Source organism: Klebsiella sp. GG_Kp146 (assembly GCF_040061975.1).
GTDB lineage: Bacteria > Pseudomonadota > Gammaproteobacteria > Enterobacterales > Enterobacteriaceae > Klebsiella > Klebsiella quasipneumoniae.
The window spans coordinates 407,573-433,491 of record NZ_JBEAHA010000001.1 but is presented as its reverse complement, the minus strand read 5'-3'; the positions used below and the strand labels follow the sequence as shown (position 1 = coordinate 433,491).

Below are 25,919 nucleotides of genomic sequence, written 5' to 3'. Positions count from 1 at the left end.
TGTCAGTTGAGAGTTCTACACGTCTATAAGACCTACTATCCCGATACCTACGGCGGTATTGAGCAGGTCATTTATCAGCTCAGTCAGGGCTGCGCCCGCCGGGGAATCGCAGCAGATGTATTTACTTTTAGCCCGGACAAAGAGACAGGACCTGTCGCCTACGAAGACCATCGGGTCATTTATAATAAGCAGCTTTTTGAAATTGCCTCCACGCCGTTTTCGCTGAGAGCGTTAAAGCGTTTTAAGCAGATTAAAGATGATTACGACATCATCAACTACCATTTTCCGTTTCCATTCATGGACATGTTGCATCTCTCGGCGCGGCCTGACGCCAGAACGGTGGTGACCTATCACTCTGATATTGTGAAACAAAAACGGTTGATGAAGCTGTACCAGCCGCTGCAGGAGCGATTCCTCGCCAGCGTAGACTGCATTGTCGCCTCGTCGCCCAACTACGTGGCCTCCAGCCAGACCCTGAAAAAATATCAGGATAAAACCGTGGTGATCCCGTTTGGTCTGGAGCAGCACGACGTGCAGCACGATCCGCAGCGGGTGACGCACTGGCGGGAAACCGTCGGCGATAACTTCTTCCTCTTCGTCGGCGCTTTCCGCTACTACAAAGGGCTGCACATTCTGCTGGATGCCGCCGAGCGTAGCCGGCTGCCGGTGGTGATCGTCGGGGGCGGGCCGCTGGAGGCGGAAGTGCGTCGTGAAGCGCAGCAGCGCGGGCTGAGCAATGTGGTATTTACCGGCATGCTCAACGACGAAGATAAATACATTCTCTTCCAGCTCTGCCGTGGCGTGGTCTTCCCCTCGCATCTGCGCTCCGAGGCGTTTGGCATTACGTTACTGGAAGGCGCGCGCTTCGCCAGGCCGCTGATCTCCTGCGAGATCGGCACCGGGACCTCGTTCATTAACCAGGACAAAGTGAATGGCTGCGTGATCCCGCCGAATGACAGCCAGGCGCTGGTGGAGGCGATGAATGAGCTCTGGCATAACGATGAAACCGCCAGCCGCTATGGCGAAAACTCGCGTCGTCGTTTTGAAGAGATGTTTACTGCCGACCATATGATTGAAGCTTACGTCAATCTCTACACTACGCTGCTGGAAAGCAAATCCTGAGGCCAGCTACCCCCGCCGTTGCGGCGGGGGTCAACGCGTTAGTGCCGACTTTTCAGATTATCAATCACTTCCCCGAGATCCAGACCCTGGTCCTGCAGCAGCACCAGCAGGTGATACATCAGGTCCGACGCCTCATTCTTCAGCTCGAAGCGGTCGTTCACCGTGGCGGCCAGCGCGGTCTCTACGCCTTCTTCTCCCACTTTCTGCGCGATGCGCTTGGTGCCGCTGGCATACAGCTTCGCCGTGTAGGAGCTCTCCGGGTCGGCGTGCTTACGCTCGGCCAGCAGCTGCTCCAGCTGATACAGGAACAGCCACTGGTGCCCGGCGTCGCCGAAGCAGCTGGTGGTGCCTTTGTGGCAGGTCGGCCCGATCGGGTTCACCAGCACCAGCAGCGTATCGTTGTCGCAGTCCGGCGTGATGCTCACTACGTTGAGGACATTGCCCGAGGTTTCACCCTTGGTCCACAGCCGCTGTTTGGTGCGTGAGTAAAAGGTGACCTTGCCGGTGGCTTCGGTTTTCTCCAGCGCGTCCTTATTCATGTAGCCCAGCATCAGCACTTCGCCGGATACGGCGTGCTGCACGATGGCCGGCATCATGCCGTCCGTTTTTTCCCAGTCCAGCTGTTCAGTCAACATACCCTTATCTCCACGCCCTGTGCCGCCAGGTACGCTTTCAGTTCGCCAATATTAATAATCTGTTTGTGGAATACCGAGGCCGCCAGCGCGCCGTCAACGTCGGCGTCGCGGAAGGCTTCGAGGAAGTGTTCCATGGTGCCTGCGCCGCCGGAGGCGATCAGCGGCACATGGCACACCGCGCGGACCTTCGCCAGCTGCTGCAGGTCGTAGCCGTTGCGCACCCCGTCCTGGTTCATCATATTGAGGACGATCTCGCCCGCGCCGCGCTTCTGCACTTCCTCCACCCAGTCGAGGGTTTCCCACTGCGTCACCCGGGTGCGGCTCTCGTCGCCGGTGTACTGATTAACGTGATACTTGCCGGTCTGTGCATCAAACCAGGTATCGATCCCCACCACGATGCACTGCACGCCAAAGCGGTCGGCAAGGCGGGTGATTAGCGTCGGGTCGGCGAGAGCAGGGGAGTTAATCGAGATCTTATCGGCGCCGAAGGAGAGGATCTGCGCCGCGTCTTCCAGCGACTTGATCCCGCCCGCCACGCAGAAAGGAATATCAATCACTTCCGCCACCCGCGACACCCAGCTCTTGTCGACCACCCGGCCGTCGCTGGAGGCGGTGATATCATAGAACACCAGCTCGTCGGCGCCTTCGTCGGCATAGCGCTTGGCCAGCGGAACGATGTCGCCGATGATCTCGTGATTACGGAACTGCACGCCTTTCACTACCTGGCCGTCGCGGACGTCGAGGCAGGGGATTATCCGTTTTGCCAGCATTGAATGGCCTCCGTTACGTTGAATTTACCTTCCAGCAGCGCGCGACCGACAATCACGCCGCGCACCCCGGTGCCGCGCAGGGCGGCAATATCATTGAGATCGCCGATGCCGCCGGATGACTGAAACGCCACCTGCGGGTAGCGGGCGCAGACTTCCTCATACAGCGAGACGTTGGAGCCCGCCAGCGTGCCGTCACGGGAGATATCGGTGCACAGCACATGCTGCAGGCCGACCGGCAGATAGCTCTCCACCAGCTCCTCCAGGGTCACGCCGGAGTTTTCCTGCCAGCCGCTGACCGCCACCTGCTTATTGCCGTCGGCGTCGATACGCACGTCGAGGGCCAGCACCAGCCGTTCAGGGCCAAAGCGTTTAAACCAGCCTTTCACTTCCTCCGGGGATTTCACCGCAGTGGAGCCGACCACCACGCGGGCGACGCCGGCGTCAAGCAGGGCCGCGACATCCGCCTCGGTCCGCACGCCGCCGCCGACCTGCACCGGGACGTCAACGCCGGCGACCAGCGATTTCAGCAGCGGGATCTGGCGCTTCGCCGGATCCTTCGCCCCGGTCAGGTCGACCAGGTGCAGGACTTCCGCCCCCTGAGCGGCATAGGACTGCAGGCGCGGCAGCGGATCGCTGCCGTAGTCGCGCTGCTGGCCGTAATCGCCCTGGTGGAGACGAACGACGGTGCCGTCGATTAAATCTAACGCAGGAATAATCATCACATCTCCAGGAAGTTTTTCAGCAGCTGCGCCCCGGCGCTCCCGGAGCGCTCCGGGTGGAACTGCACGCCAAAGAAGTTATCTTTCTGCACCGCGGCGGTAAACGCCTCGCCGTAATTGCACTGGGCGATGGTGTACGGGTTGACCGGCATGGCGTAGCTGTGGACGAAGTAGAAATACGCGCCTTCTTCAATGCCGCGGAACAGACGATCGCCCGCTTTGGCATACACCCGGTTCCAGCCCATGTGCGGCAGCGGCAGGCCGTGGTCGGTCATCTTCGGCACCTCTTCCTCGATAATGCCCAGCAGATCGACGCCGTTGTTCTCTTCGCTGCGCTTGCCGAGCAGCTGCATGCCCAGGCAGATACCCAGCACCGGCTGGGTACAGGCTTTGATCAGGTCGATCAGCTCGCGGTCGCGCAGCTGGTCCATCGCCGCCTGGGCGGTGCCGACGCCGGGAAGAAACAGTTTATCGGCACGCAATACCACCTCCGGATCGCGGCTGACCACCGGCTCATAGCCGTGGCGGCCAATCGCCGATTTCACCGAATTGAGGTTGGCGCACCCGGTATCAAGGATCACCACATTCATTACAGCACCCCTTTGGAAGACGGCAGGGCATCGCCCTGGACGCGGATCGCCTGGCGCAGCGTACGGCCAAAGGCTTTGAACAGGCTCTCCACGCGGTGGTGATCGTTCTTGCCCTTGGTTTTCAGGTGCAGCGTCACCGCCATGGTGTAAGAGAGCGAGCGGAAGAAGTGTTCCACCATCTCGGTGCTCAGATCGCCGACGCGCTGATAGGTGAAGTCCGCCTTATACTCCAGGTGCGGACGGCCGGAGATATCCAGCGCGCAGCGGGCGAGACACTCGTCCATCGGCAGCACGAAGCCGAAGCGGTTGATGCCGCGCTTGTCGCCGAGCGCCAGCTTCAGGGCTTCGCCGAGGGCCAGGCCGGTATCTTCCACCGTGTGGTGATCGTCGATGTACAGATCGCCGCCGACGTTGACCTCCATGCGGAAGCCGCCATGGGTGGCGATTTGGTCGAGCATATGGTCAAAAAAGCCGACGCCGGTGTGGATCTTGCTGCCGCCTTCGCGGTCCAGCCACACTTTCACATCCACCTGGGTCTCTTTGGTGATGCGCTCGACGTGGGCATAGCGGTCGCGGCGGGTCAGCTGCTCGCAGATGGTCGGCCAGTTCAGGGTCTCGCGGTCATAGCGCAGACCGATAATCCCCATGTTATCCGCCAGCTCAAGATCGGTGGCCCGGTCGCCAATCACGTAGCTGTGGGCTTTATCCAGCACGCCCTCTTCCAGCCACGGCAGCACCAGCTGGGTTTTCGGCTTGCGGCAGGCGCAGTTGTCGCCCGGGAAGTGCGGACAAATCAGCACTTCCTCAAAGTTAACGCCCTGCGAGGCGAAGATCTGCATCATCAGATTGTGTGGGCCATCAAACGCCTCCTGCGGCAGGCTGTCGGTACCCAGACCGTCCTGGTTGGTGATCATCACCAGCTTATAGCCTTCCTGCTGCAGCTTCAGCAGCGCCGGGATCACCTGCGGCTCAAACGCCAGCTTGTCGAAACGGTCCACCTGGAAATCTACCGGCGGTTCGGAAATCAGGGTGCCGTCACGGTCAATAAAGAGATACTTCTGGGTCATACATTCTCCGCAGTCAAGGCGTCAATCACGCGCTGGCTCTCGGCACGGGTACCGATAGTGATACGCAAACAGCCGCTCAATGAAGGTTGTTTATTCTGGTCACGTAAGATAATGCCCTGATCCCACAAAGATTTAAACACTGCGCTGGAGGCGGTTATCCGCGCCAGGACGTAGTTGGTCTCGGAATCGAAGACCTGCTCCACGCAGGCGATGCCGCGCAGCTGTTCCACCAGGTAGCGGCGCTCGTCGAGGATCTGCGCCACGCGCTGACGCATCGCGGCGATCCCTTCCGCGCTCAGCGCCTGGGCGGCGATATCGGCCACCGGCGTGGAGAGCGGGTACGGCGCGATCACTTTCAGCAGCACGTTAATCACCTCGGCGTTGGCGAGGGTGAAGCCGCAGCGCAGGCCGGCGAGGGCAAAGGCTTTTGACAGCGTGCGCAGCACCACCAGGTGCGGGTAGTCGCTGAGCCAGCCGGCGAGGGTCGCCTGCGGGCAGAATTCAATATAGGCTTCGTCGGCCACCACGATGGCTTTGCCGCGGGTCATCTCCAGCAGGTCGCGCATCGACTGCGGGTCGATAATCTGCCCGGTCGGGTTGTTCGGGCTGCAGACGAAGACCACTTTCACCCCGTCCAGCTTTGCCTCGATGCCCGGCAGGTCGAGCTGCCAGTCGGCCAGCGTCGGCACGGTACGGCATTCGACGCCGATGGTCTCGGCGCTGACGCTGTACATGCCGTAGGTGGGCGGGCAGTAGAGCACCGCGTCTTCGCCTGGCTCGCAGAAGGCGCGGATCAGCAGCTCAATGCCTTCGTCGGCGCCGCGGCTGACCAGCACTTGCTCCGGTTTAACCTCGGCGTAGCGGGCGTAGTTCTCAATCACCGCCTTCGGCTGCGGCTCCGGGTAGCGGTTCAGCGTCTGCTCGGTCAGCTGGAAGGCCACGGCGGTGGGGAATTCGTTAGCGTTCAGCCAGACGTCGCCTTTCCCGCCCAGGCGGCGAGCGGATTGATACGGGGTCAGCGCGCGGACGTTGGCGCGGGCTAAATCTTCAATGCTCATGCTTGCTCCTTCAGGGCGGCAACGCGCAGCGTTACGGCGTTTTTGTGGGCGTCAAGGCGCTCGGCGGCGGCCAGAATCTCAATCGTTGAAGCGAGGGCGGCAAAGCCGTCGCGCGACAGCTCCTGCACGGTCATCCGCTTCTGGAAGTCGGCCAGGCCGAGGCTCGAACAGGTGGCGGTATAGCCATAGGTCGGCAGGACGTGGTTGGTGCCCGAGGCATAGTCGCCCGCGGATTCCGGCGACCAGTCGCCAAGGAAAACCGAGCCGGCGCTGGTGATGCTGTCCACCAGCTCACGGGCCTGGCGGGTCTGAATGATCAGGTGCTCCGGACCGTACTGGTTGGAGATGGCCACGCACTGCGTCAGGTCGCGGGCCACGATGATCCGGCTGGCGGAGAGCGCCACGCGGGCGGTTTCGGCGCGCGGCAGGGCGGCCAGCTGGCGCTCCACGGCCTCGGCGACGCGGCTGCCCATCCCGGCGTCCGGGGTCAGGAGGATCACCTGCGAGTCCGGGCCGTGTTCCGCCTGGGACAGCAGGTCAGAGGCGACAAAGTCCGGGTTGGCGCCGCTGTCGGCGATCACCAGCACTTCCGACGGGCCGGCCGGCATGTCGATGGCCGCGCCGTCCAGACGCTGGCTGACCTGGCGTTTGGCTTCCGTGACGTAAGCGTTACCCGGGCCAAAGATTTTATCCACCTTCGGCACCGACTCGGTACCGAGGGCGAGGGCGGCGATGGCCTGCGCGCCGCCGACGTTAAAGATGGTTTTCACGCCGCACAGCTGCGCGGCGTAGAGGATCTCATCGGCGATCGGCGGCGGCGAGCAGAGCACCACCTGCTGACAGCCGGCGATGCGCGCCGGCGTCGCCAGCATCAGCACCGTGGAGAACAGCGGCGCCGAGCCGCCCGGAATATACAGCCCGACGGAGGCGATAGGGCGGGTCACCTGCTGGCAGCGCACCCCCGGCAGCGTTTCGACATCCACCGCCTGCAGCTGTTGCGCGTTGTGGAAGGTCTCGATGTTTTGCACCGCCACCGCCATCGCCTGCTTCAGCTCGTCGCTGAGGCGCTCGCCGGCGGCGGCGATCTCCGCCTCGCTCACCTGCAGCGCGGCGACGGTGGTTTTATCAAACTTCGCGCTGTATTCGCGCAGCGCCGCGTCGCCGTTGGCTTTGACGTTATCGAGGATCGCCGCCACCGTTTTACTGATGCTGTCGGAGGCGGAAATCGCCGGGCGCGTTAAGAGTTGTTGCTGTTGGTCTGCGCTACAGCCGTTCCAGTCGATGATTGTGTTGAAGCTCATGATTGTTTTCCCCTGTGTGTCCCGTGACCGGCTGGCCGATTACTCCATCATCTTCTCAATCGGCAGCACCAGAATGGAGCTGGCGCCCAGCGCCTTCAGTTTTTCCATGGTCTCCCAGAACAGGGTTTCGCTGCTGACCATGTGCATCGCCACGCGCTGCTTGTCGCCTGCCAGCGGCAGAATGGTCGGACGCTCGGCGCCCGGCAGCAGGGCAACCACTTCCTCAAGGCGTTCGGTCGGGGCGTGCATCATGATGTATTTCGACTCGCGGGCCTGGATCACGCCCTGAATACGGGTCAGCAGGCGGTCAATCAGCTGCTGTTTGGCGTCGGCCATTTCGCCGTCGCGCTGGATCAGGCAGGCTTTGGAGCGGTAGATCACTTCCACTTCGCGCAGGCCGTTGGCTTCCAGGGTGGCGCCGGTGGAGACGAGGTCGCAGATGGCGTCGGCGAGGCCGGCGCGCGGCGCCACTTCCACGGAGCCGTTCAGCAGACAGGATTTAAAGGAGATACCTTTTTGATCGAGGTAGCGCTTCAGCAGGTGCGGGTAAGAGGTGGCGATACGTTTGCCGTCCAGCGCCGCCGGGCCGTTCCAGGCTTCATCCACCGGGGTCGCCAGCGACAGGCGGCAGCCGCCGAAGTCCAGGCGACGCAGGGTGAAATAGCGCGGGTCTTCGCCCTGGGCGCGGCGGCTGAGCAGCTCTTCTTCCAGCACGTTTTCGCCGATAATGCCGAGGTCGACAACACCGTCCATCACCAGGCCCGGGATATCGTCATCACGCACGCGCAGAATGTCGATTGGCATATTTTCCGCCAGCGCAATCAGACGCTGGGTGTGCAAATTGACTTTAATGCCGCAGCGGCTGAGTAATTCGCGTGAATCTTCGCTTAAACGGCCTGATTTCTGAATAGCTATGCGTAAACGGGTGTTGTCTAACATTGTTCTTTTCCTCTGAATACCTGTCTGAATCTGTCCGAATTTGGTCCAAAAAAAAGCCCCCGGAAGTGAATCTTCCGGGGGCTCTCTGCGCGTTCATGCACCACTGGAAGATCCAAATGTCTTCCAGCACACATCGCCTGAAAGACTAGTCAGGATGATGGTGATGATGGTGGTGTTTAAATTGAACGCGGTTCATAAAAATTCTCTGTGAATGACTATGCATTTGATGTCCTTTAACCTAAACCACTTTCGCCGCAGAAAGCAAGGGCTTTTTTCTATCATTAATTCATTTCACATTGAGCGAAGAAATTGTCAGTTGCCGCTGGCTGGCGTAGCCTGTAATCAGCACAGCGAAAGAGTCAGGAGCCTGGGATGAAAAAGGTCGCGATAGTCGGTTTGGGATGGCTGGGGATGCCGCTGGCGCTGTCGTTGACGGCGCGAGGCTGGCAGGTCACCGGCAGTAAAACCACGCAGGATGGCGTGGAGGCGGCGCGGATGTGCGGGATCGACAGCTATCCGCTGCGCCTGGAGCCGCAGCTGGTCTGTGATACCGAGGACCTCGACGCGCTGATGAACGTCGATGCGCTGGTGATCACGCTACCGGCCCGGCGGACCGGGGCAGGGGAAGGGTTTTATCTGCAGGCGGTGCAGGAGATCGTCGATACCGCGCTGGCGTACCATATTCCGCGGATCGTCTTCACCAGCTCCACCTCGGTGTATGGCAACGTCAACGGTACGGTGAAAGAGAACTCCCCGCGCCTGCCGCAAACCGCCAGCGGGCAGGTGCTCAAGGAGCTGGAGGACTGGCTGCACAATCTGCCGGGGACCTCGGTGGATATTCTGCGCCTGGCCGGGCTGGTGGGGCCGTCCCGCCATCCGGGGCGTTTTTTCGCCGGCAAGTCGGCGCCGGATGGCCAGCACGTGGTCAACCTGGTGCATTTGCAGGATGTGGTGGCCGCCATCGAACTGCTGCTGCAGGCTCCGAAGGGCGGGCACATCTATAATCTATGTGCGCCCCGCCATCCGGCGCGCGGCCTCTTTTATCCGCAGATGGCCCGCGAGCTGGGGCTGCCGCCGCCGGTCTTCAGCGACAGCCCGGACGGCGGCCAGGGCAAGATTGTGGATGGCAATCGTATCTGCAATGAGCTGGGGTTTGAGTACCAGTACCCCGATCCGCTGGTGATGCCGATGGAGTGATCCGCCAGCGGTGATTCGCATACCGTAAGGGGGTAGCGATGAAACCACTGCTGGATGTCCTCGTGATCCTCGACGCGCTGGAAAAAGAGGGGAGCTTTGCCGCGGCGTCGGCAAAGCTCTTTAAAACGCCCTCGGCGCTGAGCTACACCATTCACCGGCTGGAAAGCGATCTCAATATTCAGCTGCTCGACCGCAGCGGCCACCGCGCGCGCTTTACCCCCACCGGACAGATGTTGCTGGAGAAAGGGCGGGAAGTGTTGCACATCGCCCGCGAACTGGAGATCCGGGCGGTTAAGCTGCAGCAGGGGTGGGAACATACCCTCCGCCTGGCGGTGGACAGCACCTTTCCCGTGGCGCAACTCGCGCCGCTGATCGCCGCCTTTTATCAACAGCAGCCGCTGACACGGCTGCGCTTCACGCTGACCCCCTCGCTGCTGGACTGGCGGCCCTTGACGGAAGGGCAGGCCGATCTCCTGCTGGGGGCGCTCGGCGAGCCGCCGCCGTTAAGTGGCTATGATTATCTTCCCCTTGGCGAGCTGGAGCTGCTGCTGGTGGTCTCCCCGCAGCATCCTCTGGCGGAGCGCCGCGCCCCGTTGAGCTGGCGAACCCTGCGGCGTTACCGCGCGGTGGCCACCGGCGAGGGCGGGGCGCTGCTCGCCGATCAGGAGACCCTGACGGTGTGTGACGCCGCGGGGCAGCTGGCGCTGCTGCGCATGGGGCTGGGGTGGAGCTGCCTGCCGCGTTATCAGGTGCAGGGGCTGCTGGAGAGCGGCGAGCTGGTTAGCCTGGCCGTGCGCGGGCTGTCGCCTCGTCAGCGCGCGTGGATCGCCTGGAATGACGCCGCCTGCGGTTTGGCCGGGAAATGGTGGCGCGAAGCGCTATTAGCAAATAGTGCTATTTTTACAATTTATCATACGGAAATCGTATAGATATTAGCATCTTAAAAATTATGCTCACGCAATGAACTTCATAACATCTTGTCAACGCCGTTGATATTGTTGCAAAATATGCGGCCTGAAAACCAGAGACTAGCCGACGCTTTTTTTAAAGTGTCGGTTATTTTTTTGGTCGAAAGACACATCATTCAATACCAAGAGGCCGGGCTTCGTACCGGATAGATATTTACTAAAAACCGACAGTCGTTGTCGCTGAGGAATAGAAAGAAATGGGGCAATTTTTTGCTTACGCGCTGGCGTTCACCGTAAAAGGGGATAACTATGTCGCATAACGCTACTCCAAATACCTCTCGCGTGGAATTACGTAAAACACTTACGTTAGTTCCGGTTGTAATGATGGGCCTGGCCTATATGCAGCCGATGACGCTGTTCGATACGTTTGGTATCGTCTCTGGTATGACCGACGGTCACGTGCCGACGGCCTACGCCTTTGCGTTAATCGCTATCCTGTTTACTGCCCTGAGCTATGGCAAGCTGGTACGTCGTTACCCGTCCGCCGGCTCGGCGTATACCTATGCGCAGAAATCCATCAGCCCGACCGTTGGCTTTATGGTGGGTTGGTCCTCGCTGCTCGACTACCTGTTCGCGCCGATGATCAACATTCTGCTGGCGAAAATCTATTTTGAAGCGCTGGTGCCTTCGATTCCGTCGTGGGTGTTTGTTATCGCGCTGGTCGCCTTTATGACCGCCTTTAACCTGCGCAGCATTAAATCTGTGGCCAACTTCAACACCGTGATCGTGGTGCTGCAGGTGGTGCTGATTGCCGTTATCCTCGGCATGGTGATTTATGGCGTGTTTGGCGGCGAAGGCGCCGGTACGCTGGCCAGCAGCCGTCCGTTCTGGTCCGGTGACGCGCACGTGATCCCGATGATTACCGGGGCGACAATCCTGTGCTTCTCGTTTACCGGCTTCGACGGCATCAGCAACCTGTCTGAAGAGACCAAAGATGCAGAGCGCGTCATTCCGCGCGCGATCTTCCTGACCGCGCTGATCGGCGGCCTGATCTTCATCTTTGCCACCTATTTCCTGCAGCTGTACTTCCCGGATATCTCGCGCTTTAAAGATCCGGATGCGTCACAGCCGGAAATTATGCTCTACGTGGCAGGTAAAGCCTTCCAGGTTGGCGCGCTGATCTTCTCCACCATTACCGTACTGGCGTCCGGTATGGCGGCGCACGCTGGCGTGGCGCGTCTGATGTACGTGATGGGCCGTGACGGCGTGTTCCCTAAAAGCTTCTTCGGCTATGTGCACCCGACCTGGCGCACCCCGGCGATGAACATCATCCTGGTCGGCGCTATCGCCCTGCTGGCGATTAACTTCGACCTGGTGATGGCGACGGCGCTGATTAACTTTGGTGCGCTGGTGGCGTTTACCTTCGTTAACCTGTCGGTGATTTCGCAGTTCTGGATCCGTGAGAAACGCAACAAGACGCTGAAAGACCACTTCCAGTATCTGTTCCTGCCGATGTGCGGCGCCCTGACCGTCGGCGCGCTGTGGGTCAACCTGGAAGAGAGCTCGATGATTCTGGGCCTGATCTGGGCCGGTATCGGTCTGGTCTATCTGGCCTGCGTGACCAAAAGCTTCCGCAACCCGGTGCCGCAGTACGAAGACGTGGCGTAAGGCGTAGCGTGATGTGAATGAGAAAAGCCGGAGGGAAACCTCCGGTTTTTTTTCGTCTGCTGTCTGCGTCTGGGGCTGCTTTTTTGCCCGGCGACGCTGCGCTTGCGCGGGCCTACGGTGATGGTTAACCTTCTGAAATTTAATGGTGATGTAGGCCGGGTAAGCGAAGCGCCACCCGGCAACATATTGGGCACGGAGCCTGATGTATTGCCCGGCGGCGGTGGAGACTGTTATCGGTTTACCACGTTCTCAGACTCCGTAGGCCGGGTCAGGCGCAGCCACCACCCGGCAATATGTTGGCCACGGAAACGATGGCCGGACGGTTCCCTCTCCCTTGGGGAGAGGGCCAGGGTGAGGGGAAGCAACGCCGTGTGGTCATTTATGTTATCTGTGGCTTCAGCGCACATTGCGCTTCCGGTTAATTTTTCTGCACTCTGTTTTTTGTGGCGCAGGGAGCGCACAGGGGGCGGCCAGTCGCCGCCGCCCCCTGTGCCCCCGGGCTCCGGCCAGCAAAATCGCCGCTGCGCGGTCCCTTCGACTTATCCCTGCAGGCTTCGGGTCGGGCCGAGGCAGCGTCCGTGCAAAACACGGCCCTCAGCCCGCATCCATGCGGGCTGCCCCGGCCTTCCGGGAACGTCTCAGCGATTTTGAGGCCGCCAGCACCGGCAGTTTCAGCAAGGCTGGTGAATAAATTAACGACAGGTCGCACGAACTCCAGGCCGGGTAAGGCGCAGCCGCCATCCGGCACACAAGCGGCACCGCGCCCGCTGTCCTTGCCCGGCGGCGCGGCGCTTGCCGGACCTGGGGTGTTGAGTAACCTTCTGATAGGTAAATGGCGTTGTAGGCCGGGTAAGGCGTAGCCGCCACCCGGCACACAAGCGGCTCCGCGCCTGCTGTCCTTGCCCGGCGGCGCTTGCCGGGTCTGGGGTGTTGAGTAACCTTCTGATAGGTAAATGGCGTTGTAGGCCGGGTAAGCGAAGCGCCACCCGGCACACAAGCGGCATCGCGCCCGCTGTCCTTGCCCGGCGGCGCGGCGCTTGCCGGACCTGGGGTGTTGAGTAACCTTCTGATAGGTAGATGGTTTTGTAGGCCGGGTAAGCGAAGCGCCACCCGGCAGAAATCCGCGTAAAGCGGTAAAACAGGGGCATTTTTGGGGCACCTGCGGGGTGTCTATTGCGGCGGCGGTTCGAAGCAGAGGCTACGCTCCAGGCATTCGTCGCAGCTCGGCGAGCGGCAGACGATCTCCCCCTGCGACTGCAGGCAGCGCTGGCGATAAAAGAACTTCTTCCAGCGCATATGGTGGACATTCTGCGCCACCAGCTGCGGAAAGCAGTCGCTCATCAGCCGGCCCAGTTCCGCCCGCGAATCCAGACCCAGATCCTCCCATAGATGATTAAACGCCAGCGCCGCCCCGGCGACGATCGGCGCCATCGGTTCGGCTCCCGGCGCGATCCACTCCGCCAGCCATCGCGCCAGCTGGCGGCGCTCTTCGTCGCGGGTGGCATTCAGCTCCGTCATCAGCCGGCGGCGGCTCAGCGCCTCGCTGTCCAGCGGCGTCGCCACCTCGCCCAGCCGCTGCTGCAGGGCCAGCCACGCCTCGACGCTTAGCCCCATGCGCAGCGGAAAGCAGCCTTTTCCGGCGTGATATCGTCGCCACAGGTGGGTCAACCAGTCGACCGGCGCCATCAGGCGACCCCCTGACGCAGGCGCGATGTCGCCAGGCTCTGTCGCCGCCGCTGCCACCAGGCGGGCAGCACCTCGGCGACCGACCGCCACGCGCCGTCCACCTGCGGCTCAATGCCCTGTCGCTCGAGCTGTTGCCATGGCGTATGGCCGATACGCACGCAGAACACCGCTTTCACGTCGGCGAGCAGCGCGAGGAGCGCCGCCAGTCTGGCTTCGCTCTCCTGCGGCTCGCACTCCTCCTCGCCGCGGCAATATTTCGGCGTAAAGCGCTCGCCCACCAGCACCATGCCGGCGGCAGACAGGCTGTAGATCGAGAAGCGGTCGGCATGGCCAAAATGACAATCAATTACCTCGCCGCGGCTGGAGGCCACGGCCACCAGACAGGCATCATCGGCCTCCGACTCTCCCCGGGTGGCGAGGCTGGCATGAAGTTCGGCGCGCTGATGGAGGATGGGCAGCCAGTCGGGGAGGCTGTTCGGGTCCGGCAGCTGGGTAAACTGCTGGCTGCGGTCTTCGCCCAGCATGCCGATGGCGTCGGCGCGGCACTGGTGGCAATGCGTCATCTGCGGCATCGCGGCCCCGCACTGGCTGCGGATCGCGGCGAGCATCCCGGCGTCCGGCTCTGGCTGGCCGTTGAGGCCAAAGACCGTGCCGTGCTCCGGTCTGGCAATCAGCGGCATAATATTGTGAATAAACGCGCCGCTTTCCCGCAAACAACGGCTGACCTCGGCCATGCCGCTGTCGTTGATCCCCGGGATCAGCACCGAGTTTATCTTGACCAGCACCCCGGCGTTGGTCAGCCTGCGGACCCCCTCCAGCTGGCGGGCTATCAGGATCTCCCCGGCTTCCCGCCCGCAGTAGCGTTCGCCGTCGAGCCACAGCCAGGCGTAGATTTGTCCGGCGATGCCGGCATCCAGCGTATTGATGGTCACCGTAACGTGATCCACACCGACCTCCAGCAGGCGATCCACCGCGTCGGGCAGCATCAGCCCGTTGGTCGACAGGCATAATTTCAGGTCCGGAAGCTGATCGCGGACCAGCTCCAGGGTGCGGAAGGTGCGGGTCATATTGGCCAGCGGATCGCCGGGCCCGGCAATGCCGACCACCGACAGCTGCGGGATGGCCTGGGCCACCTGGCGCACTTTCAGCACCGCCTGCTCGGGGGTCAGCAGCGTCGAAGACACCCCGGGGCGGGATTCATTGCTGCAGTCGAATTTACGGTTGCAGTAGTTGCACTGCAGATTGCAGGCCGGGGCGACCGGGAGATGCATCCGGGCGAAACGGTGGTGCCCGCTGCGGGAGTAGCAGGGGTGCGCGGCGACCTTATCGGCCACCCGCGGCGCTAACGCGCTGGCGTCCGCCGACTGACAGGCGTTGCCGCCGGAAAAAGAAGAGCAGGAAGTCATGGTCGTACCTTCATGGTTGGGCGATACCTTCCTGCTGCAAAGGGCATACCAGAGAGGGATTTTTTATCATGCTGAAAAGAAAGGTGTTATTCCGCATCCCTGCGGCAAAATATTGTCGCGTTCCCGCCGCGCAGGCGACAATGTCCTGAACCTGACACCGTGGCTTACAGACGCGGCAGGGTGATATCCATGATCTGGATCCGGTAGGCGACCTGGCGCGGCGTCATCCCCAGCAGCCGCGCCGCCTTGGCCTGCACCCAGCCGGCTTTTTCCAGCGCGGCGATCAGCCGCTGGCGTTCGTCCAGGCTGTTGTCCAGCCAGCTGTCTTCCGCCGGCCCGCTGGCGGGCAGGGCTTTGGCCGGACGTTCCTGGTGGGTGAAGAGGATCACGTCGCGATCGATCAGGCCGCTCTCGGACATCACCGCCGATCGTTCGAGGCAGTTCTCCAGTTCGCGAACATTGCCCGGCCAGCTGTACTCCATCAGCAGACGGATCGCCCCCTCGCTGATCCGCAGCGTGCGCCCCTGATGCTGGCCAATTTTGCGCACCAGAAAGTGCGCCAGCTCGGCGATGTCCTCCTGACGTTCGCGTAGCGGGGGCAGGGCGATGGGCATCACGTTCAGGCGATAGTAAAGATCCTCGCGGAAGTGGCCCAACCGGACCTCCTCCTCCAGGTGGCGGTTGGTGGCGGCGATGATGCGGACATTCACCCGCAGGGTCTCATCGCCGCCGACCCGCTCCATCTCTCCCTCCTGCAGGATGCGCAGCAGCTTAGCCTGGAACGAGGCGCTGCTTTCGCCAATCTCGTCGAGGAACAGGGTGCCGCCATCCGCCAGCTCAAAACGCCCCTTACGCTGGCGCACCGCGCCGGTAAAAGCGCCTTTTTCATGGCCGAACAGTTCGCTTTCCAGCAGGTTGTCCGGCAGCGCCGCGCAGTTAAATTTGACGAAGGCGGCGCTAGCCCGCGGGGAATGGTGGTGGATGGCATTGGCGATCAGCTCTTTCCCGGTGCCGCTTTCGCCGCGTACCAGCACAGTGGTGTCCCAGCGCGAAACCTGGCGGATCACCTCCACGATCTGGCGCATCGCCGGGCTCTTGCCGACCATATTGTCAAGGCCCACCCCGCGCGACGACGAGCAGGCCGGCGGCCGTTCCACCTTCGGCGGCTGGCGGCCCGGCAGGGTGGCGGAGGCCGGGAGGATCATCAGCCGGATGGTCTGGGCGATGAGGTTGGCGACGGTTTCGAGAAAGCGGGTGCAGGCCGGCAGCCGCTCTTCCTGGCGCGCCATCGGCTGGGCCGCCAGCACTCCCATGGGCCGGGCGTTGGGCCCCATTAGCGGCACGGCGATAAACGGCAGATCGTAATCGTAGAGGCTCAGGCGGTCGAGAAAACGCTGATCGTCGGCGACCCGGGGCAGCACCAGCGATTGCCCCTGGGCCAGCACCGTCCCCACCAGCCCCTCGCCGGGACGATAGCGGATCTGCGCGCTGCCGGGGAGAGTCTGCTGCTCGGTTTGCTGCAGCGCTTCGATACTGAGGATCTCCTGCTCGCTGTCGTACAGACAGATCATCCCGTGCTGCATAAAGGCATCGTTGTGCAATACGCTGAGCACCTCCTGCAGCGTTTTGCTGGCCTCGGTGGCGCGGCTCAGCACCACGCTTATCCGCTGCATGGCGGTGAACTGCTGAGAGAGGTCGAAGCGTCTGACGGTGGTGTCCGGGTCGGATTCGGGGATCATGCTTCACCTCCGGTCAGGGTGTTAAACAGCGGGAAACGCAGGGTCAGGCAGGTGCCGCCCTGCGGCCGGGAAGTCAGCTCGATGGCCCCGCGATGGTGCGCCACCAGGGTCTGGATCAGCCGCAGCTCCATGCCTTTGCCCGGCGAATTCAGCGCGTCGGGGGAGTGGGCGTAGCGCACCTGCAGCAGCGGCACGTTGTCGGTCAGGTACAGCGCCAGCCAGCCGTCGTTTTCCTCGGCATAGAGCTGCATCGCCAGCGGGACGGAAGGCAGCTCGGCGGCGAGGGCCAGGGTGCGGTCGAACCACAGGCTTAAGCACGCCAGCAGCTGAGTGCGCTGGCCAAAGCCGATCAGATGCGGCGAGGCCATGTCCAGCTGCAGCCCCTCGGCATCGAAGCGGGTGCGGTAGAGGGCGCACAGGTCGTCGAAAAAGGGCTGCAGCGGCCAGACGGCGGGGTTTTCGAGATCCAGCGACGGGCGACAGCGCTGGAGCCGGGCCATCGCCTCTTCCCCTTCGCGCCAGGCGGCCTCCAGCGCCACGTTGCCGCTGCTCTCGCCGTTCAGCCGACGGGCCGCCGCCAGCATGTTAATCGGGCAGTTCAGCTGGATCAGCGCGGCGTCCAGCGACTCGCGGATCGCCGCCAGCAGCTTGCCGGCGGTCATTTGCTGCTTCAGCCGGTCGAGGCGGCCCTGCTCCTGCTGCTGGCGCTGCTGGGTACAGTCGGCGATCACCACCAGGGTTCGCGCCAGGGCGCTGTCGATAAAGTAGCGGCTGGCCTCTTCGCTGACGCCGGGCAGCGGCCAGCAGGTCACCGACAGCCAGCGCGCGGCCCCGCGGATCGCCACCGGCAGGATCTGCTCCACGCCGGGCGTCATCCGGCCTGGGGAGACCTGCAGCTCGGTGAGCAGCTCCCGGCCGCCGCAGTCGGCGCAGAAGGTTTTATAGGCAAGGTTGTCCATCACCACCCGATCCTGCTCGTCCACTACCACCACGGCGGCGGGAATATTATTCAGCACCGCCTCCATCAGAGTCATATGGTTGCGCAGCCGCTGCTCCAGGGTATAGCTGACGCTGATATCCCGCTGCATCGCCAGATAATGCTCCAGTTCCCCTTGCGGACTGAGCACCGGAGTGATGTCAATCTCCACCAGGTACAGGCCGCCGTCCCGCCGCTGGTTAATCAGCTGGCCGCGCCACGGCTGACGCTGGAGCAGGGTATGCCACATCTCCTGATAGATCTCGCGCGGCGTCTGGCTGCTGGCCAGCAGGCGCGGGTTCTGATTTAACAATTGCGCCAGCGAATAGCCGGTCTGGCGGCAAAACGCCGGGTTGGCGTAGATGATCCTGGCGCTGGCGTCGGTGAGGGAAATCGCCACTGAGGCCTGTTCCACCATGGTAAAAAACAGCCCCGGATGTTGTTGAGTCAGCGCGCCGGCGATGGCTTCCGGCGCGGCGTTATCGAGCATCATATTCAGGGTCATCGCAAACTCCTGTGTCGCAGTTATGACAAATTGTCCGACACCCTGCGCGGATCGCGGCGGGCTGAGCCGAACCCGGATAACCATGCAAACGGTGCGCCCTTATCGAAACGACCGAACGAAACATTGATCCGACAGGGGGAAAATCCGCTGATTTTTACCTTTCGGTCCGCCGGGGGCGCCTTGCGCGGGCGCTGCGGCGGCGGGAAGCGATCCTGATGGGGCAGGGATGAGCCGTCACGGTGCAGGGCAACCTGGCACAGCCTTCGCAATACCCCTGCGGTAATCCCTATTTCCGACACCATTCCGACAGGAGCGTACTATGGCGAACATTGGCATTTTCTTTGGCACCGATACCGGTAAAACCCGCAAGATCGCGAAACTGATCCACAAGCAGCTGGGGGAGGCCGCCGCCGCCCCGGTCAATATTAACCGCGCCACGCTGGCGGACCTGCTGGCCTACCCGGCCCTGCTGCTGGGCACGCCGACGCTGGGCGACGGCCAGCTGCCGGGCCTTGAGGCCGGGGGCGAGAGTGAGTCGTGGGCAGAGTTTATCCGCAACCTCGGCGACGTCAGCCTGCAGGGAAAAACGGTGGCGCTGTTTGGCCTCGGCGATCAGCGCGGCTATCCCGATAACTTCGCCAGCGGGCTGCGGCCGCTGTACGACGCCCTGCGCGCCCGCGGGGCGACGATGATCGGCAGCTGGCCGAACGAGGGGTATGAGTTCAGCGCCTCATCGGCGCTGGAGGGGGAGCGGTTTGTCGGGCTGGTGCTGGACCAGGATAACCAGTTCGACGAGACCGAAACGCGTCTGGCGACCTGGCTTGAGGAGATCAAACCGCACCTGCTGTAGACGCTGGCGGGTGGCCTGTCGGCTACCCGCACAGCCCCGGCTGGCGCGCTAACATCTCAGCCAGCCACTGGCGCTGGTGGCGGCGCTGGCTCTGTTGAATGAGGTATTCACGGGCGCTTTCCAGCGCCTGTTCAGGCGTCATCGGCGCGGCGGGGCGGATGGCTTCGCACCATACCAGGTGCCAGCCCAGCTCGCTGGCCACCGGCGCGCTCAGCGCATTTTCCGTCAGCGCAAACAGGGCCTCCTCCAGCTGCGGATAGAGCAACCCCCGCCCGATCCACCCCAGTCGCCCGCCGTCCAGCGCGCTCGGGCAGTGGGAGTGTCGCTGGGCCAGCGGCGCAAACGCCTCGCGGGAGGCCGCGATTTGCCCATGAAGCGCCTGGATGCGCGAGTAAACCGCCTGCTCATCGCCATCGACGGTGAGCAGCAGATGGCGGGTCAACCGCTGTTCCGGGCGCCTAAACTGCGCCTGATGCCGCAGATACCACGCCTGCACCGCGGTGGGATCCGGCAGCGGCGCCTGGCTGGCAATCCCGGCGAAGGCGGTTTCCAGCCGGGCATGGTGCAGGACGATGGCCGCCCGCTCCGGCGGCGTAAATCCGCCCTCATCCAGCCAGAGGCGCAGCGAAGCGGCGAGGCCTTCCCGTAGCGCGGCGGGGATCGCCTCTGCCGCGACCTCGGCGACCAGCGCCTGCTCCACGCTGGCCTGACGCTGCCAGGCCGCCTCGAAGGCCTCCCGGTCCGCCGCGGCGATGGCCGCCGGTTCGCAGTTCCAGCGGCTCTGCGCCAGCCGCCGCCGGCCAAATCGTTGCCATGGCTGCATTATTCTTCCTCCTCTGCCAGGGCCAGCGCGGTCACCGGAACCTGGAACCAGCGGCCGCCGAAGTCGACGATATAGCCGTCCCCGCGCTCGCCCCGATCGGTGGCCTCAATACGCCCCTGCTGACCGACGTTGACCACCACTTCGCCCTGCAACGTCAGCGCCGTCTGGCAGGTGACGTTATCGCCATACTGCAGATTCCCCGCCAGCCAGGGACGATCGCCGGCAATCAGCTCCTGTTCGCGGCAGCCGACGATCCGGTCGCTCTCCGGGAAGTGGACCTGGTAGATGACCTGGTCCTGCAAGAATACCCCCCAGTCGCGGACATAGCCGATGCTGCCCCGGCGCACCAGCAGGGCGCCGGACGGCAGGCCCGCATAGGTGCCATCGTTACGGATGGCGCGCACGACGCGGACCGCTTCGCTAAAGGTAAATGTGGGTCTCATGGCGTGTTCTCCTCGAACTGCTGCTGATAACTCTCCGCCAGCAGCCGGCGCGCCAGCAGCCAGTGGGCGCGCGGGTTCTCCTCCAGCTGGTTGAGCAGGGGAACTTCCGCCCGCAGCTTGCGGTGAAAGGCGGCCAGCACCGGCAGGCTGCAATGGGCCAGACGCTCGGGCTGGTAGGGAACGGCGAAAAACTGAAAGAAGGCGTCGGCGGAGCGCAGGTCGTCTACGCCGGGGATCTGATAAAACCACTCCATGCTTACCCCCTGGCCTGCAGCGTTTCGGCGCCGCAGAGCGCGTGATAGATTGCCGCCAGCTCATCATCCCGCGGGCTGCGTTTGCCGGTTTCCGCAAAGTGGCGGAGCGCCGGCAGCAGCTGGTCAATTTGCGCTGACGTCAGGTGATAGCCCATCCGGTCGAAGACGCCGTTAACCGCCTGGCGACCGGAGTGTTTGCCCAGCACCAGCCGATAGCCGCGGCCCAGCAGGGCGGGGTCGATCGCCTGATAGCTCTCGCTGTCGCGCAGCAGCGCCGCGACGTGCACGCCGGACTCATGGGTAAAAACCAGCTCGCCCACCAGCGGCTGCTGGGGATCGACAGGGCGGCGGGTGGCGAGGGCCACCTGTTCGCACAGCGCCGGCAGGGCGGTGAAACGCACCCCGGTCTCGACGCCCAGGCAGCGTTCCAGCCCGAGCGCCACCGTTTCCAGCGCCGCGTTGCCCGCCCGTTCGCCCAGGCCCAGCACGGTGGTGTTCACGCTGGTGGCCCCGGCGCGTACCGCCGCGAGGGTGTTGGCGGTGGCCAGCCCGAGATCGTTATGGGCGTGCATCTCGAGTTCGCCGGGCCAGACGTTACGCAGGGCGGCGATCTGCGCCGCGGTGGTAAACGGGTCGAGGATACCGACGGTGTCGGCATAGCGCAGACGGGCAGCCCCCGCCTCGCCGGCCTGCCGGGCAATATCCCGTAGCGTCGCGTCGCTGGCCCGCGAGGCGTCCTCACAGCCAATGCAGACCTTCAGGCCAAGGGTATGGGCGAGGTGGATCAGACCCGTCAGCCGCTCCAGCAGCAGCGGTAAGCTCTCGCGCAGTTTGTACTGCCGCAGCTTGTCGGAGGCGGGGATGGAGATATCCACCCAGTCCATGCCCAGCTCGGCGCTCAGGCGAATTTCGCCGGCCTGCATCCGGCACCAGGTCATCAGCGTGGCGCCCGGGAGCTGACGGCGCACCAGCCGGATACGGGCGCACTCCTCCTCGCCCATCGCCGGGGTGCCGACCTCCAGCGCCTCGATCCCCGCCGCGTACAGCGCCTCGGCGATGGCGATTTTTTCACTGGCCTGGAAGGCCACGCCGGGACTCTGTTCGCCATCGCGCAGGGTGGTGTCATTGATCAGTACGCGTCCCATTGTCGTCTCTCCGTCTTAACCGAAGACCGGCGCGAAGGCGCCATCCTGCAGGAGCGGCTGGCCGTTTCGCCAGTAGGGCGACAGGGCGCGCAGCCGGTCGATAACAGGAGGCAGGGCGGCGATGACGTAGTCGATCTCTTTTTCCCGGGTGTAGCGCGAGAGGGAGAAGCGAACGGTGCCGTGGGCCGCGGTGTAAGGGATATTCATCGCCCGCATGACGTGCGACGGCTCCAGCGAGCCGGAGGTGCAGGCGCTGCCGCTGGAGGCGGCGATCCCGGCCTGATTCATCAGCAGCAGGATCGCCTCGCCTTCAATGCACTCGAAGGCCAGATTAAGCGTGCCGGGCACCCGCGGCTGGCTGCCGCCCATCACCGTTACCGCCGGAATGGCGCTCAGGAGATGATGTTCAAGGCGATCGCGCAGCTGGCTAATCTGCGCCATGCCCGGGAGGTGGACCTGCGCCAGCTCGCTGGCGGCGCCCATGCCGACAATGCCGCTGATATTTTCCGTCCCGGCCCGCCGGCCATGCGCCTGGTGGCCGCCGCGCAGCAGCGGGCGAAAACGCGTTCCCCGCCGCAGCCAGAGGCAGCCCACCCCTTTGGGGCCGTGGAATTTATGCGCCGAGCAGGAGAGCATATCGATCCGCGTCTGGCTGAGCGCCATCGGGATTTTGCCCACCACCTGCACGGCGTCGCAGTGAAACAGCGCGCCCTGCTCATGGGCCAGCTCCGCCAGCTCGGGCACCGGGAACATGACGCCGGTTTCGTTATTGGCCCACATGATGCTGACCAGCGCCACGCGTGGGCTAAGCGCCGCCCGAAACTGCGCCATATCCAGAGCGCCCTGCCGATCCACGGCGATACGGTGGATCAGGTATCCCTGGCGCTCCAGCTGTTCGCACACCGCCAGGGTGGCGGGATGTTCGACCGCGCTGGTGATGATCTCGCGCCGCTCCGGCATCAGGGCCACCGCTGAGGCGATGGCGGTGGTCGTGGCCTCGGTGGCGCAGGAGGTAAAAATGATCTCGCTGGGGTAGTCGGCCCCGAGCAGAGCGGCCACCTGCTGGTGCGCCCGTTCAAGGGCGGCCTGCGCCGGCAGACCAAAATCGTGAATCGACGAGGGATTGCCGTAAAAGTCGGTCAAAAAGGGCATCATCGCGTCGAGAACCATCGGGTCGAGACGGGTGGTGGCGTTGTTATCGAGATAAACAGGTTTCATTGTGTCCCCCTGGGGTTAGTTAACCGCGGCCGGGGCCGCCACCACGTCCATGTAGCTTCCGGTGCGCTCCATCAGCTTTTGCTGCAGCCAGGCGAGGGTCATGTCGGTCATCATGCAGCCGCTGCAGCTGCCGGAGAGGCTGACGGTGACCTGGCGCGGGGTGACGCTCACCAGCGTCATGTCGCCGCCGTCGGCCTGAATGTGCGGGCGCAGCTCGTTGATGGTATCGACCACGCTTTGCCACTGCGCATCGTGGGCCGTCTCCGCCGGCAGGGGGGCGGGCGGCTGTTGGGCGAGGATCGCCGCCAGCGCCAGCTCAATTTTTTCATGGCAGGTGGTACAGCCCCCGCCGGCCTTGGTGTAGTTGATCACCTCCTCGAGGGTGGTCAGGCCGTTGTTCACCACGGCCCGGCGAATATGTCCTTCGTCGACGCCGAAGCATTTACAGATCAGCTTGCCCTCCTCATGCTCCTCCTCAAGGCTTTCGCCGCGAAAATGGGCGATAGCCGCACGCAGCGCCTCCTGGCCCATCACCGAGCAGTGCATTTTCTCCGGCGGCAGGCCGTCGAGGTAGTCGGCGATCTGCTGGTTGGTGATCTGCCCGGCTTCGGTCAGGGTGTGGCCGATAATCAGCTCCGTCAGCGCGGAAGAGGAGGCGATGGCGCTGCCGCAGCCGAAGGTCTGGAAGCCGGCCTCCTCGATGATCTCGGTGTGCGGATCAACCCGCAGCATCAGGCGCAGCGCATCGCCGCAGCTTAATGAACCCACATCGCCCACCGCGTTGGCGTTGTCGACCACGCGCGCGTTGCGGGGATGAAAAAAATGGTCTTTCACTTTCTCGGAGTAGTTCCACATGCTGTCAGCTCCAGGGATGATGACGAAAACGCCGGGGCGCGGTGCACCGCAGACTGGCGGTGGTACTGTTCCCCAAGCAATTGCGGTACCAACGCATAAAAACCTTATTTGTTAATGACCTGGCGGGTTAACCGCCCCCGACAGAGCCGACACTGTTGTGGCGTTTTGTGGGCTTTGTCACATAAACGACAGGCTCAGGGCTGCGGGTCGGGCTCCTCCCGCCACGTCTGCTCCTCCAGCAGGCGGTTAAAGCGCTGCGGATCGCGTTGCCGCGCGCTGCGGCGCTGCGCTTTTTCATACCAGGAGAGCTGGATCTCCTGCAGTAAGCCGAGGATGGTGGTCTGATCGGGAACCCGTTCGGCGCGGACGCCCACCTGCAGCAGCTGGCGAAAAACCGCCTCGCCAATCGCCACGCAGAACAGGGTGACGCAATCCTCCAGGGCGTGGATGCGCTCGGCAATTTTCTCGGTCTGATGGCCGCTGACGACCGGGAACTCCACCACCCGCAGCAGGGTGACCCGATCCGCCTTGACGCCGTAGACCACCAGCCGCGGCGTGGCGCCAAAATGCTGATCGACATGGCGGTAATCGGAGCTGGCGAAGGCGACTTTCATCGACCACTCGTCGGCGTGGACCATCTCAAACTGACGGTTAATGGGCTGCATAATCGTCTCCTGAAGCTTGCTGGGGGTCGGCGCCCTGGCGAAGCGGCGATCGGTAGAGGGCGGTGTGGTGATGGCGGTCGCGCACCAGATTGGCCAGCTCAAACAGCGTGTCGCGCATGCCGGTGTATCCCTGGCGGACCCGGCGAAATTCGCCGAGCCGATCGAAAAGGGGAAAGCCGACGCGGATCAGTGGCAGGGCAAACTGCTCCGCCAGATCGCGGGCGTGAGAGTTAGCCACCAGCAGATCGGCGGGTTGCTGGCTCAGCAGCTGCTGGAGATCCTCCAGATCCCCCGGCACCACCCGCTCGACCGGCAGCTGGCGCAGGCTGGGGTGGCTGGTGGGGGCGACCAGCGGGCCGGGCTGTATCCCCTGGCTGCGGGCGAAATCACACCAGGCCGCCAGCAGGTCGCCCTCCGCGGCCATCGCCATGCGTTGGCCCTGCAGCCACATATGGCAGTCGATCATCGCATCCTGCAGCTGGCCGCGCTGGCGCTCAATCCAGGCCGGTACGCGGCGCCCGGACAGCTTCGCCAGTTGATGAATAAAGGTATCGCAGTGGTCGAGGGTCATCAGGTGCGGCAGGGCGATCACCTCTCCGCGGCTGCGCTGGCTCAGGAGCGATGCCGCCCGCTGCAGTGACACGCCGATGGCGAAGCTGCCCAGGCTCTGGCCCATCTGCGCAATCTGGCGCAGCGAGGCGCCGCCCTGGGTCAGGGGCGTAAAATCCCCCTGACCCAGGTGGCCATCCATCGACAGCGAGAGGTCCGGCAGGACCACCGGCTGCAGGCCAAAGGCCTCCACGCAGCGGCTCAGCCATTCGATATCCCCTGGCGAACAGAGGTGGCTGACCAGCAGGTTGACCCGCCGGGGCCGCTGCCCCGGACGCGGCGTCGGCGCCACCCACTGCTCGATGATGCTCTCGATCACCGCGCTGTAGCCGTTTTCCATGGAGCCAAAAAAATCCGGGGTGTTGACGGTGAGGATCGCCACGCCGTTATGGCGGGGATGCGCCTCGCGAAACTGGCGTACCACCCGGGCGATATCGCTGCCCTGCGCCTCCGCCAGACCGGTGCTGAGCAGCACAATGGCCTGCGGACTGTGGCGCTGGCAGAGGGTATCGAGCGCGGTGAAGATATTGCCGTCGGCGCCCATGATCGTGGCGGTCGGATCCATGGCCGTCGACTGCAGGGGCACCGGGTCATGAAAATGCTGAATAAAGAAAACTTTGGCGAAGGCGCTGCAGCCCTGGGCGCCGTGGACCAGCGGGATGGCCTGGGCCAGCCCAAGGCTGGCGAGGATCGCCCCGAGCGGTTGCCCGGTTTTAATCGGGCTCACCGCCAGCGGTTTTTCGCTACGGATAAGGTCTGCCATGGTGTTCT

Annotated in this window: 26 protein-coding genes and 1 other annotated feature; of the genes, 5 read left to right on the top strand and 21 right to left on the bottom strand. The window is 63.3% G+C overall.

Annotated elements, in window-relative coordinates; translation table 11 throughout:
- Positions 1-6: 6 nt before the first annotated feature.
- Entirely contained in the window at positions 7-1,122 is a 1,116-nt protein-coding gene (gene wbdC, locus ABLU95_RS02140) for an N-acetyl-alpha-D-glucosaminyl-diphospho-ditrans,octacis-undecaprenol 3-alpha-mannosyltransferase WbdC (RefSeq protein ID WP_348878701.1), read from the top strand.
- Between the two features lie 38 nt (positions 1,123-1,160).
- On the opposite strand, the gene hisIE is transcribed toward wbdC, so the two are convergent.
- The 9 genes from hisIE to hisL form a co-directional block, all read right to left on the bottom strand.
- Positions 1,161-1,757 (bottom strand): bifunctional phosphoribosyl-AMP cyclohydrolase/phosphoribosyl-ATP diphosphatase HisIE, encoded by a 597-nt coding sequence (hisIE, locus tag ABLU95_RS02135; RefSeq protein ID WP_004203593.1) that lies wholly within the window; start codon positions 1,755-1,757, stop codon positions 1,161-1,163.
- The gene (gene hisF / locus ABLU95_RS02130; RefSeq protein ID WP_017899707.1) at positions 1,751-2,527 is read right to left on the bottom strand and encodes an imidazole glycerol phosphate synthase subunit HisF; all 777 of its coding nucleotides are present in this window, start codon (positions 2,525-2,527) and stop codon (positions 1,751-1,753) included. Before hisF ends, hisIE begins: the two co-directional genes overlap by 7 nt.
- Complete coding sequence (gene hisA, locus ABLU95_RS02125; RefSeq protein WP_032453443.1) at positions 2,509-3,246, bottom strand: 1-(5-phosphoribosyl)-5-[(5-phosphoribosylamino)methylideneamino]imidazole-4-carboxamide isomerase; 738 nt, start codon at positions 3,244-3,246, stop codon at positions 2,509-2,511. Before hisA ends, hisF begins: the two co-directional genes overlap by 19 nt.
- On the bottom strand, positions 3,246-3,836 hold the full coding sequence (hisH, locus tag ABLU95_RS02120; RefSeq protein ID WP_002912227.1) for an imidazole glycerol phosphate synthase subunit HisH: 591 nt from the start codon (positions 3,834-3,836) through the stop codon (positions 3,246-3,248). Before hisH ends, hisA begins: the two co-directional genes overlap by 1 nt.
- Entirely contained in the window at positions 3,836-4,903 is a 1,068-nt protein-coding gene (gene hisB, locus ABLU95_RS02115) for a bifunctional histidinol-phosphatase/imidazoleglycerol-phosphate dehydratase HisB (protein WP_017899706.1), read from the bottom strand. The genes hisH and hisB overlap by 1 nt, the downstream gene beginning before the upstream one ends.
- The gene (hisC, locus tag ABLU95_RS02110; RefSeq protein WP_085551947.1) at positions 4,900-5,961 is read right to left on the bottom strand and encodes a histidinol-phosphate transaminase; all 1,062 of its coding nucleotides are present in this window, start codon (positions 5,959-5,961) and stop codon (positions 4,900-4,902) included. Before hisC ends, hisB begins: the two co-directional genes overlap by 4 nt.
- Entirely contained in the window at positions 5,958-7,262 is a 1,305-nt protein-coding gene (gene hisD / locus ABLU95_RS02105) for a histidinol dehydrogenase (RefSeq protein ID WP_348878698.1), read from the bottom strand. The genes hisC and hisD overlap by 4 nt, the downstream gene beginning before the upstream one ends.
- A 39-nt stretch (positions 7,263-7,301) precedes the next feature.
- On the bottom strand, positions 7,302-8,201 hold the full coding sequence (hisG, locus tag ABLU95_RS02100; RefSeq protein ID WP_002912152.1) for an ATP phosphoribosyltransferase: 900 nt from the start codon (positions 8,199-8,201) through the stop codon (positions 7,302-7,304).
- A 47-nt stretch (positions 8,202-8,248) separates the two neighbouring features.
- Positions 8,249-8,371 (bottom strand) — a sequence feature (His leader region).
- A complete protein-coding gene (hisL, locus tag ABLU95_RS02095; RefSeq protein ID WP_004899375.1) occupies positions 8,347-8,397 on the bottom strand; it encodes a his operon leader peptide in 51 nt (16 codons plus the stop codon). Its footprint overlaps the feature before it by 25 nt.
- Positions 8,398-8,573: 176 nt before the next feature.
- Between hisL and ABLU95_RS02090 the strand changes: the two genes are divergently transcribed.
- The 3 genes from ABLU95_RS02090 (at position 8,574) to plaP (ending at position 11,974) form a co-directional block, all read left to right on the top strand.
- Positions 8,574-9,398, top strand: a complete 825-nt coding sequence (locus ABLU95_RS02090) for an SDR family oxidoreductase (protein WP_004152513.1) — start codon at positions 8,574-8,576, stop codon at positions 9,396-9,398.
- Between the two features lie 38 nt (positions 9,399-9,436).
- Positions 9,437-10,327 carry a LysR family transcriptional regulator gene (locus ABLU95_RS02085; RefSeq protein ID WP_289553784.1) on the top strand — a complete coding sequence of 297 codons (891 nt, stop codon included), beginning with the start codon at positions 9,437-9,439 and terminating at the stop codon, positions 10,325-10,327.
- Between the two features lie 288 nt (positions 10,328-10,615).
- Positions 10,616-11,974 carry a putrescine/proton symporter PlaP gene (plaP, locus tag ABLU95_RS02080; protein WP_004203583.1) on the top strand — a complete coding sequence of 453 codons (1,359 nt, stop codon included), beginning with the start codon at positions 10,616-10,618 and terminating at the stop codon, positions 11,972-11,974.
- A 1,170-nt stretch (positions 11,975-13,144) separates the two neighbouring features.
- On the opposite strand, the gene ABLU95_RS02075 is transcribed toward plaP, so the two are convergent.
- The 4 genes from ABLU95_RS02075 to nifL form a co-directional block, all read right to left on the bottom strand.
- Positions 13,145-13,660 carry a nitrogen fixation protein NifQ gene (locus ABLU95_RS02075; RefSeq protein WP_101861986.1) on the bottom strand — a complete coding sequence of 172 codons (516 nt, stop codon included), beginning with the start codon at positions 13,658-13,660 and terminating at the stop codon, positions 13,145-13,147.
- The gene (nifB, locus tag ABLU95_RS02070) at positions 13,660-15,066 is read right to left on the bottom strand and encodes a nitrogenase cofactor biosynthesis protein NifB (protein WP_348878692.1); all 1,407 of its coding nucleotides are present in this window, start codon (positions 15,064-15,066) and stop codon (positions 13,660-13,662) included. The genes ABLU95_RS02075 and nifB overlap by 1 nt, the downstream gene beginning before the upstream one ends.
- A gap of 164 nt (positions 15,067-15,230) precedes the next feature.
- On the bottom strand, positions 15,231-16,805 hold the full coding sequence (nifA, locus tag ABLU95_RS02065; protein ID WP_348878691.1) for a nif-specific transcriptional activator NifA: 1,575 nt from the start codon (positions 16,803-16,805) through the stop codon (positions 15,231-15,233).
- Positions 16,802-18,286, bottom strand: coding sequence for a nitrogen fixation negative regulator NifL (gene nifL, locus ABLU95_RS02060; protein ID WP_023290350.1), 1,485 nt, complete (start codon positions 18,284-18,286; stop codon positions 16,802-16,804). The genes nifA and nifL overlap by 4 nt, the downstream gene beginning before the upstream one ends.
- Before the next feature lie 319 nt (positions 18,287-18,605).
- Between nifL and ABLU95_RS02055 the strand changes: the two genes are divergently transcribed.
- Positions 18,606-19,136: a flavodoxin gene (locus tag ABLU95_RS02055; protein ID WP_023290349.1), complete on the top strand. Its 531-nt coding sequence runs from the start codon at positions 18,606-18,608 to the stop codon at positions 19,134-19,136.
- Positions 19,137-19,158: 22 nt separating this feature from the next.
- Here the strand turns inward: ABLU95_RS02055 and nifM are convergent, their stop codons facing one another.
- From nifM to nifN, 8 genes are all read right to left on the bottom strand, one after another.
- Complete coding sequence (gene nifM / locus ABLU95_RS02050) at positions 19,159-19,959, bottom strand: nitrogen fixation protein NifM (protein WP_064154361.1); 801 nt, start codon at positions 19,957-19,959, stop codon at positions 19,159-19,161.
- Positions 19,959-20,402 (bottom strand): nitrogen fixation protein NifZ, encoded by a 444-nt coding sequence (locus ABLU95_RS02045; protein WP_023290347.1) that lies wholly within the window; start codon positions 20,400-20,402, stop codon positions 19,959-19,961. Before ABLU95_RS02045 ends, nifM begins: the two co-directional genes overlap by 1 nt.
- A complete protein-coding gene (locus ABLU95_RS02040; protein WP_023290346.1) occupies positions 20,399-20,656 on the bottom strand; it encodes a nitrogenase-stabilizing/protective protein NifW in 258 nt (85 codons plus the stop codon). The genes ABLU95_RS02045 and ABLU95_RS02040 overlap by 4 nt, the downstream gene beginning before the upstream one ends.
- Positions 20,657-20,658: 2 nt before the next feature.
- Positions 20,659-21,801 (bottom strand): homocitrate synthase, encoded by a 1,143-nt coding sequence (gene nifV / locus ABLU95_RS02035; protein ID WP_023290345.1) that lies wholly within the window; start codon positions 21,799-21,801, stop codon positions 20,659-20,661.
- Positions 21,802-21,816: 15 nt separating this feature from the next.
- Complete coding sequence (nifS, locus tag ABLU95_RS02030) at positions 21,817-23,019, bottom strand: cysteine desulfurase NifS (RefSeq protein ID WP_044524059.1); 1,203 nt, start codon at positions 23,017-23,019, stop codon at positions 21,817-21,819.
- Between the two features lie 15 nt (positions 23,020-23,034).
- Positions 23,035-23,874 carry a Fe-S cluster assembly protein NifU gene (gene nifU, locus ABLU95_RS02025; protein ID WP_086076217.1) on the bottom strand — a complete coding sequence of 280 codons (840 nt, stop codon included), beginning with the start codon at positions 23,872-23,874 and terminating at the stop codon, positions 23,035-23,037.
- Positions 23,875-24,068: 194 nt separating this feature from the next.
- The gene (locus tag ABLU95_RS02020) at positions 24,069-24,539 is read right to left on the bottom strand and encodes a NifB/NifX family molybdenum-iron cluster-binding protein (protein ID WP_065881000.1); all 471 of its coding nucleotides are present in this window, start codon (positions 24,537-24,539) and stop codon (positions 24,069-24,071) included.
- Complete coding sequence (gene nifN / locus ABLU95_RS02015; protein ID WP_086076218.1) at positions 24,526-25,911, bottom strand: nitrogenase iron-molybdenum cofactor biosynthesis protein NifN; 1,386 nt, start codon at positions 25,909-25,911, stop codon at positions 24,526-24,528. Before nifN ends, ABLU95_RS02020 begins: the two co-directional genes overlap by 14 nt.
- Positions 25,912-25,919 lie beyond the last annotated feature (8 nt).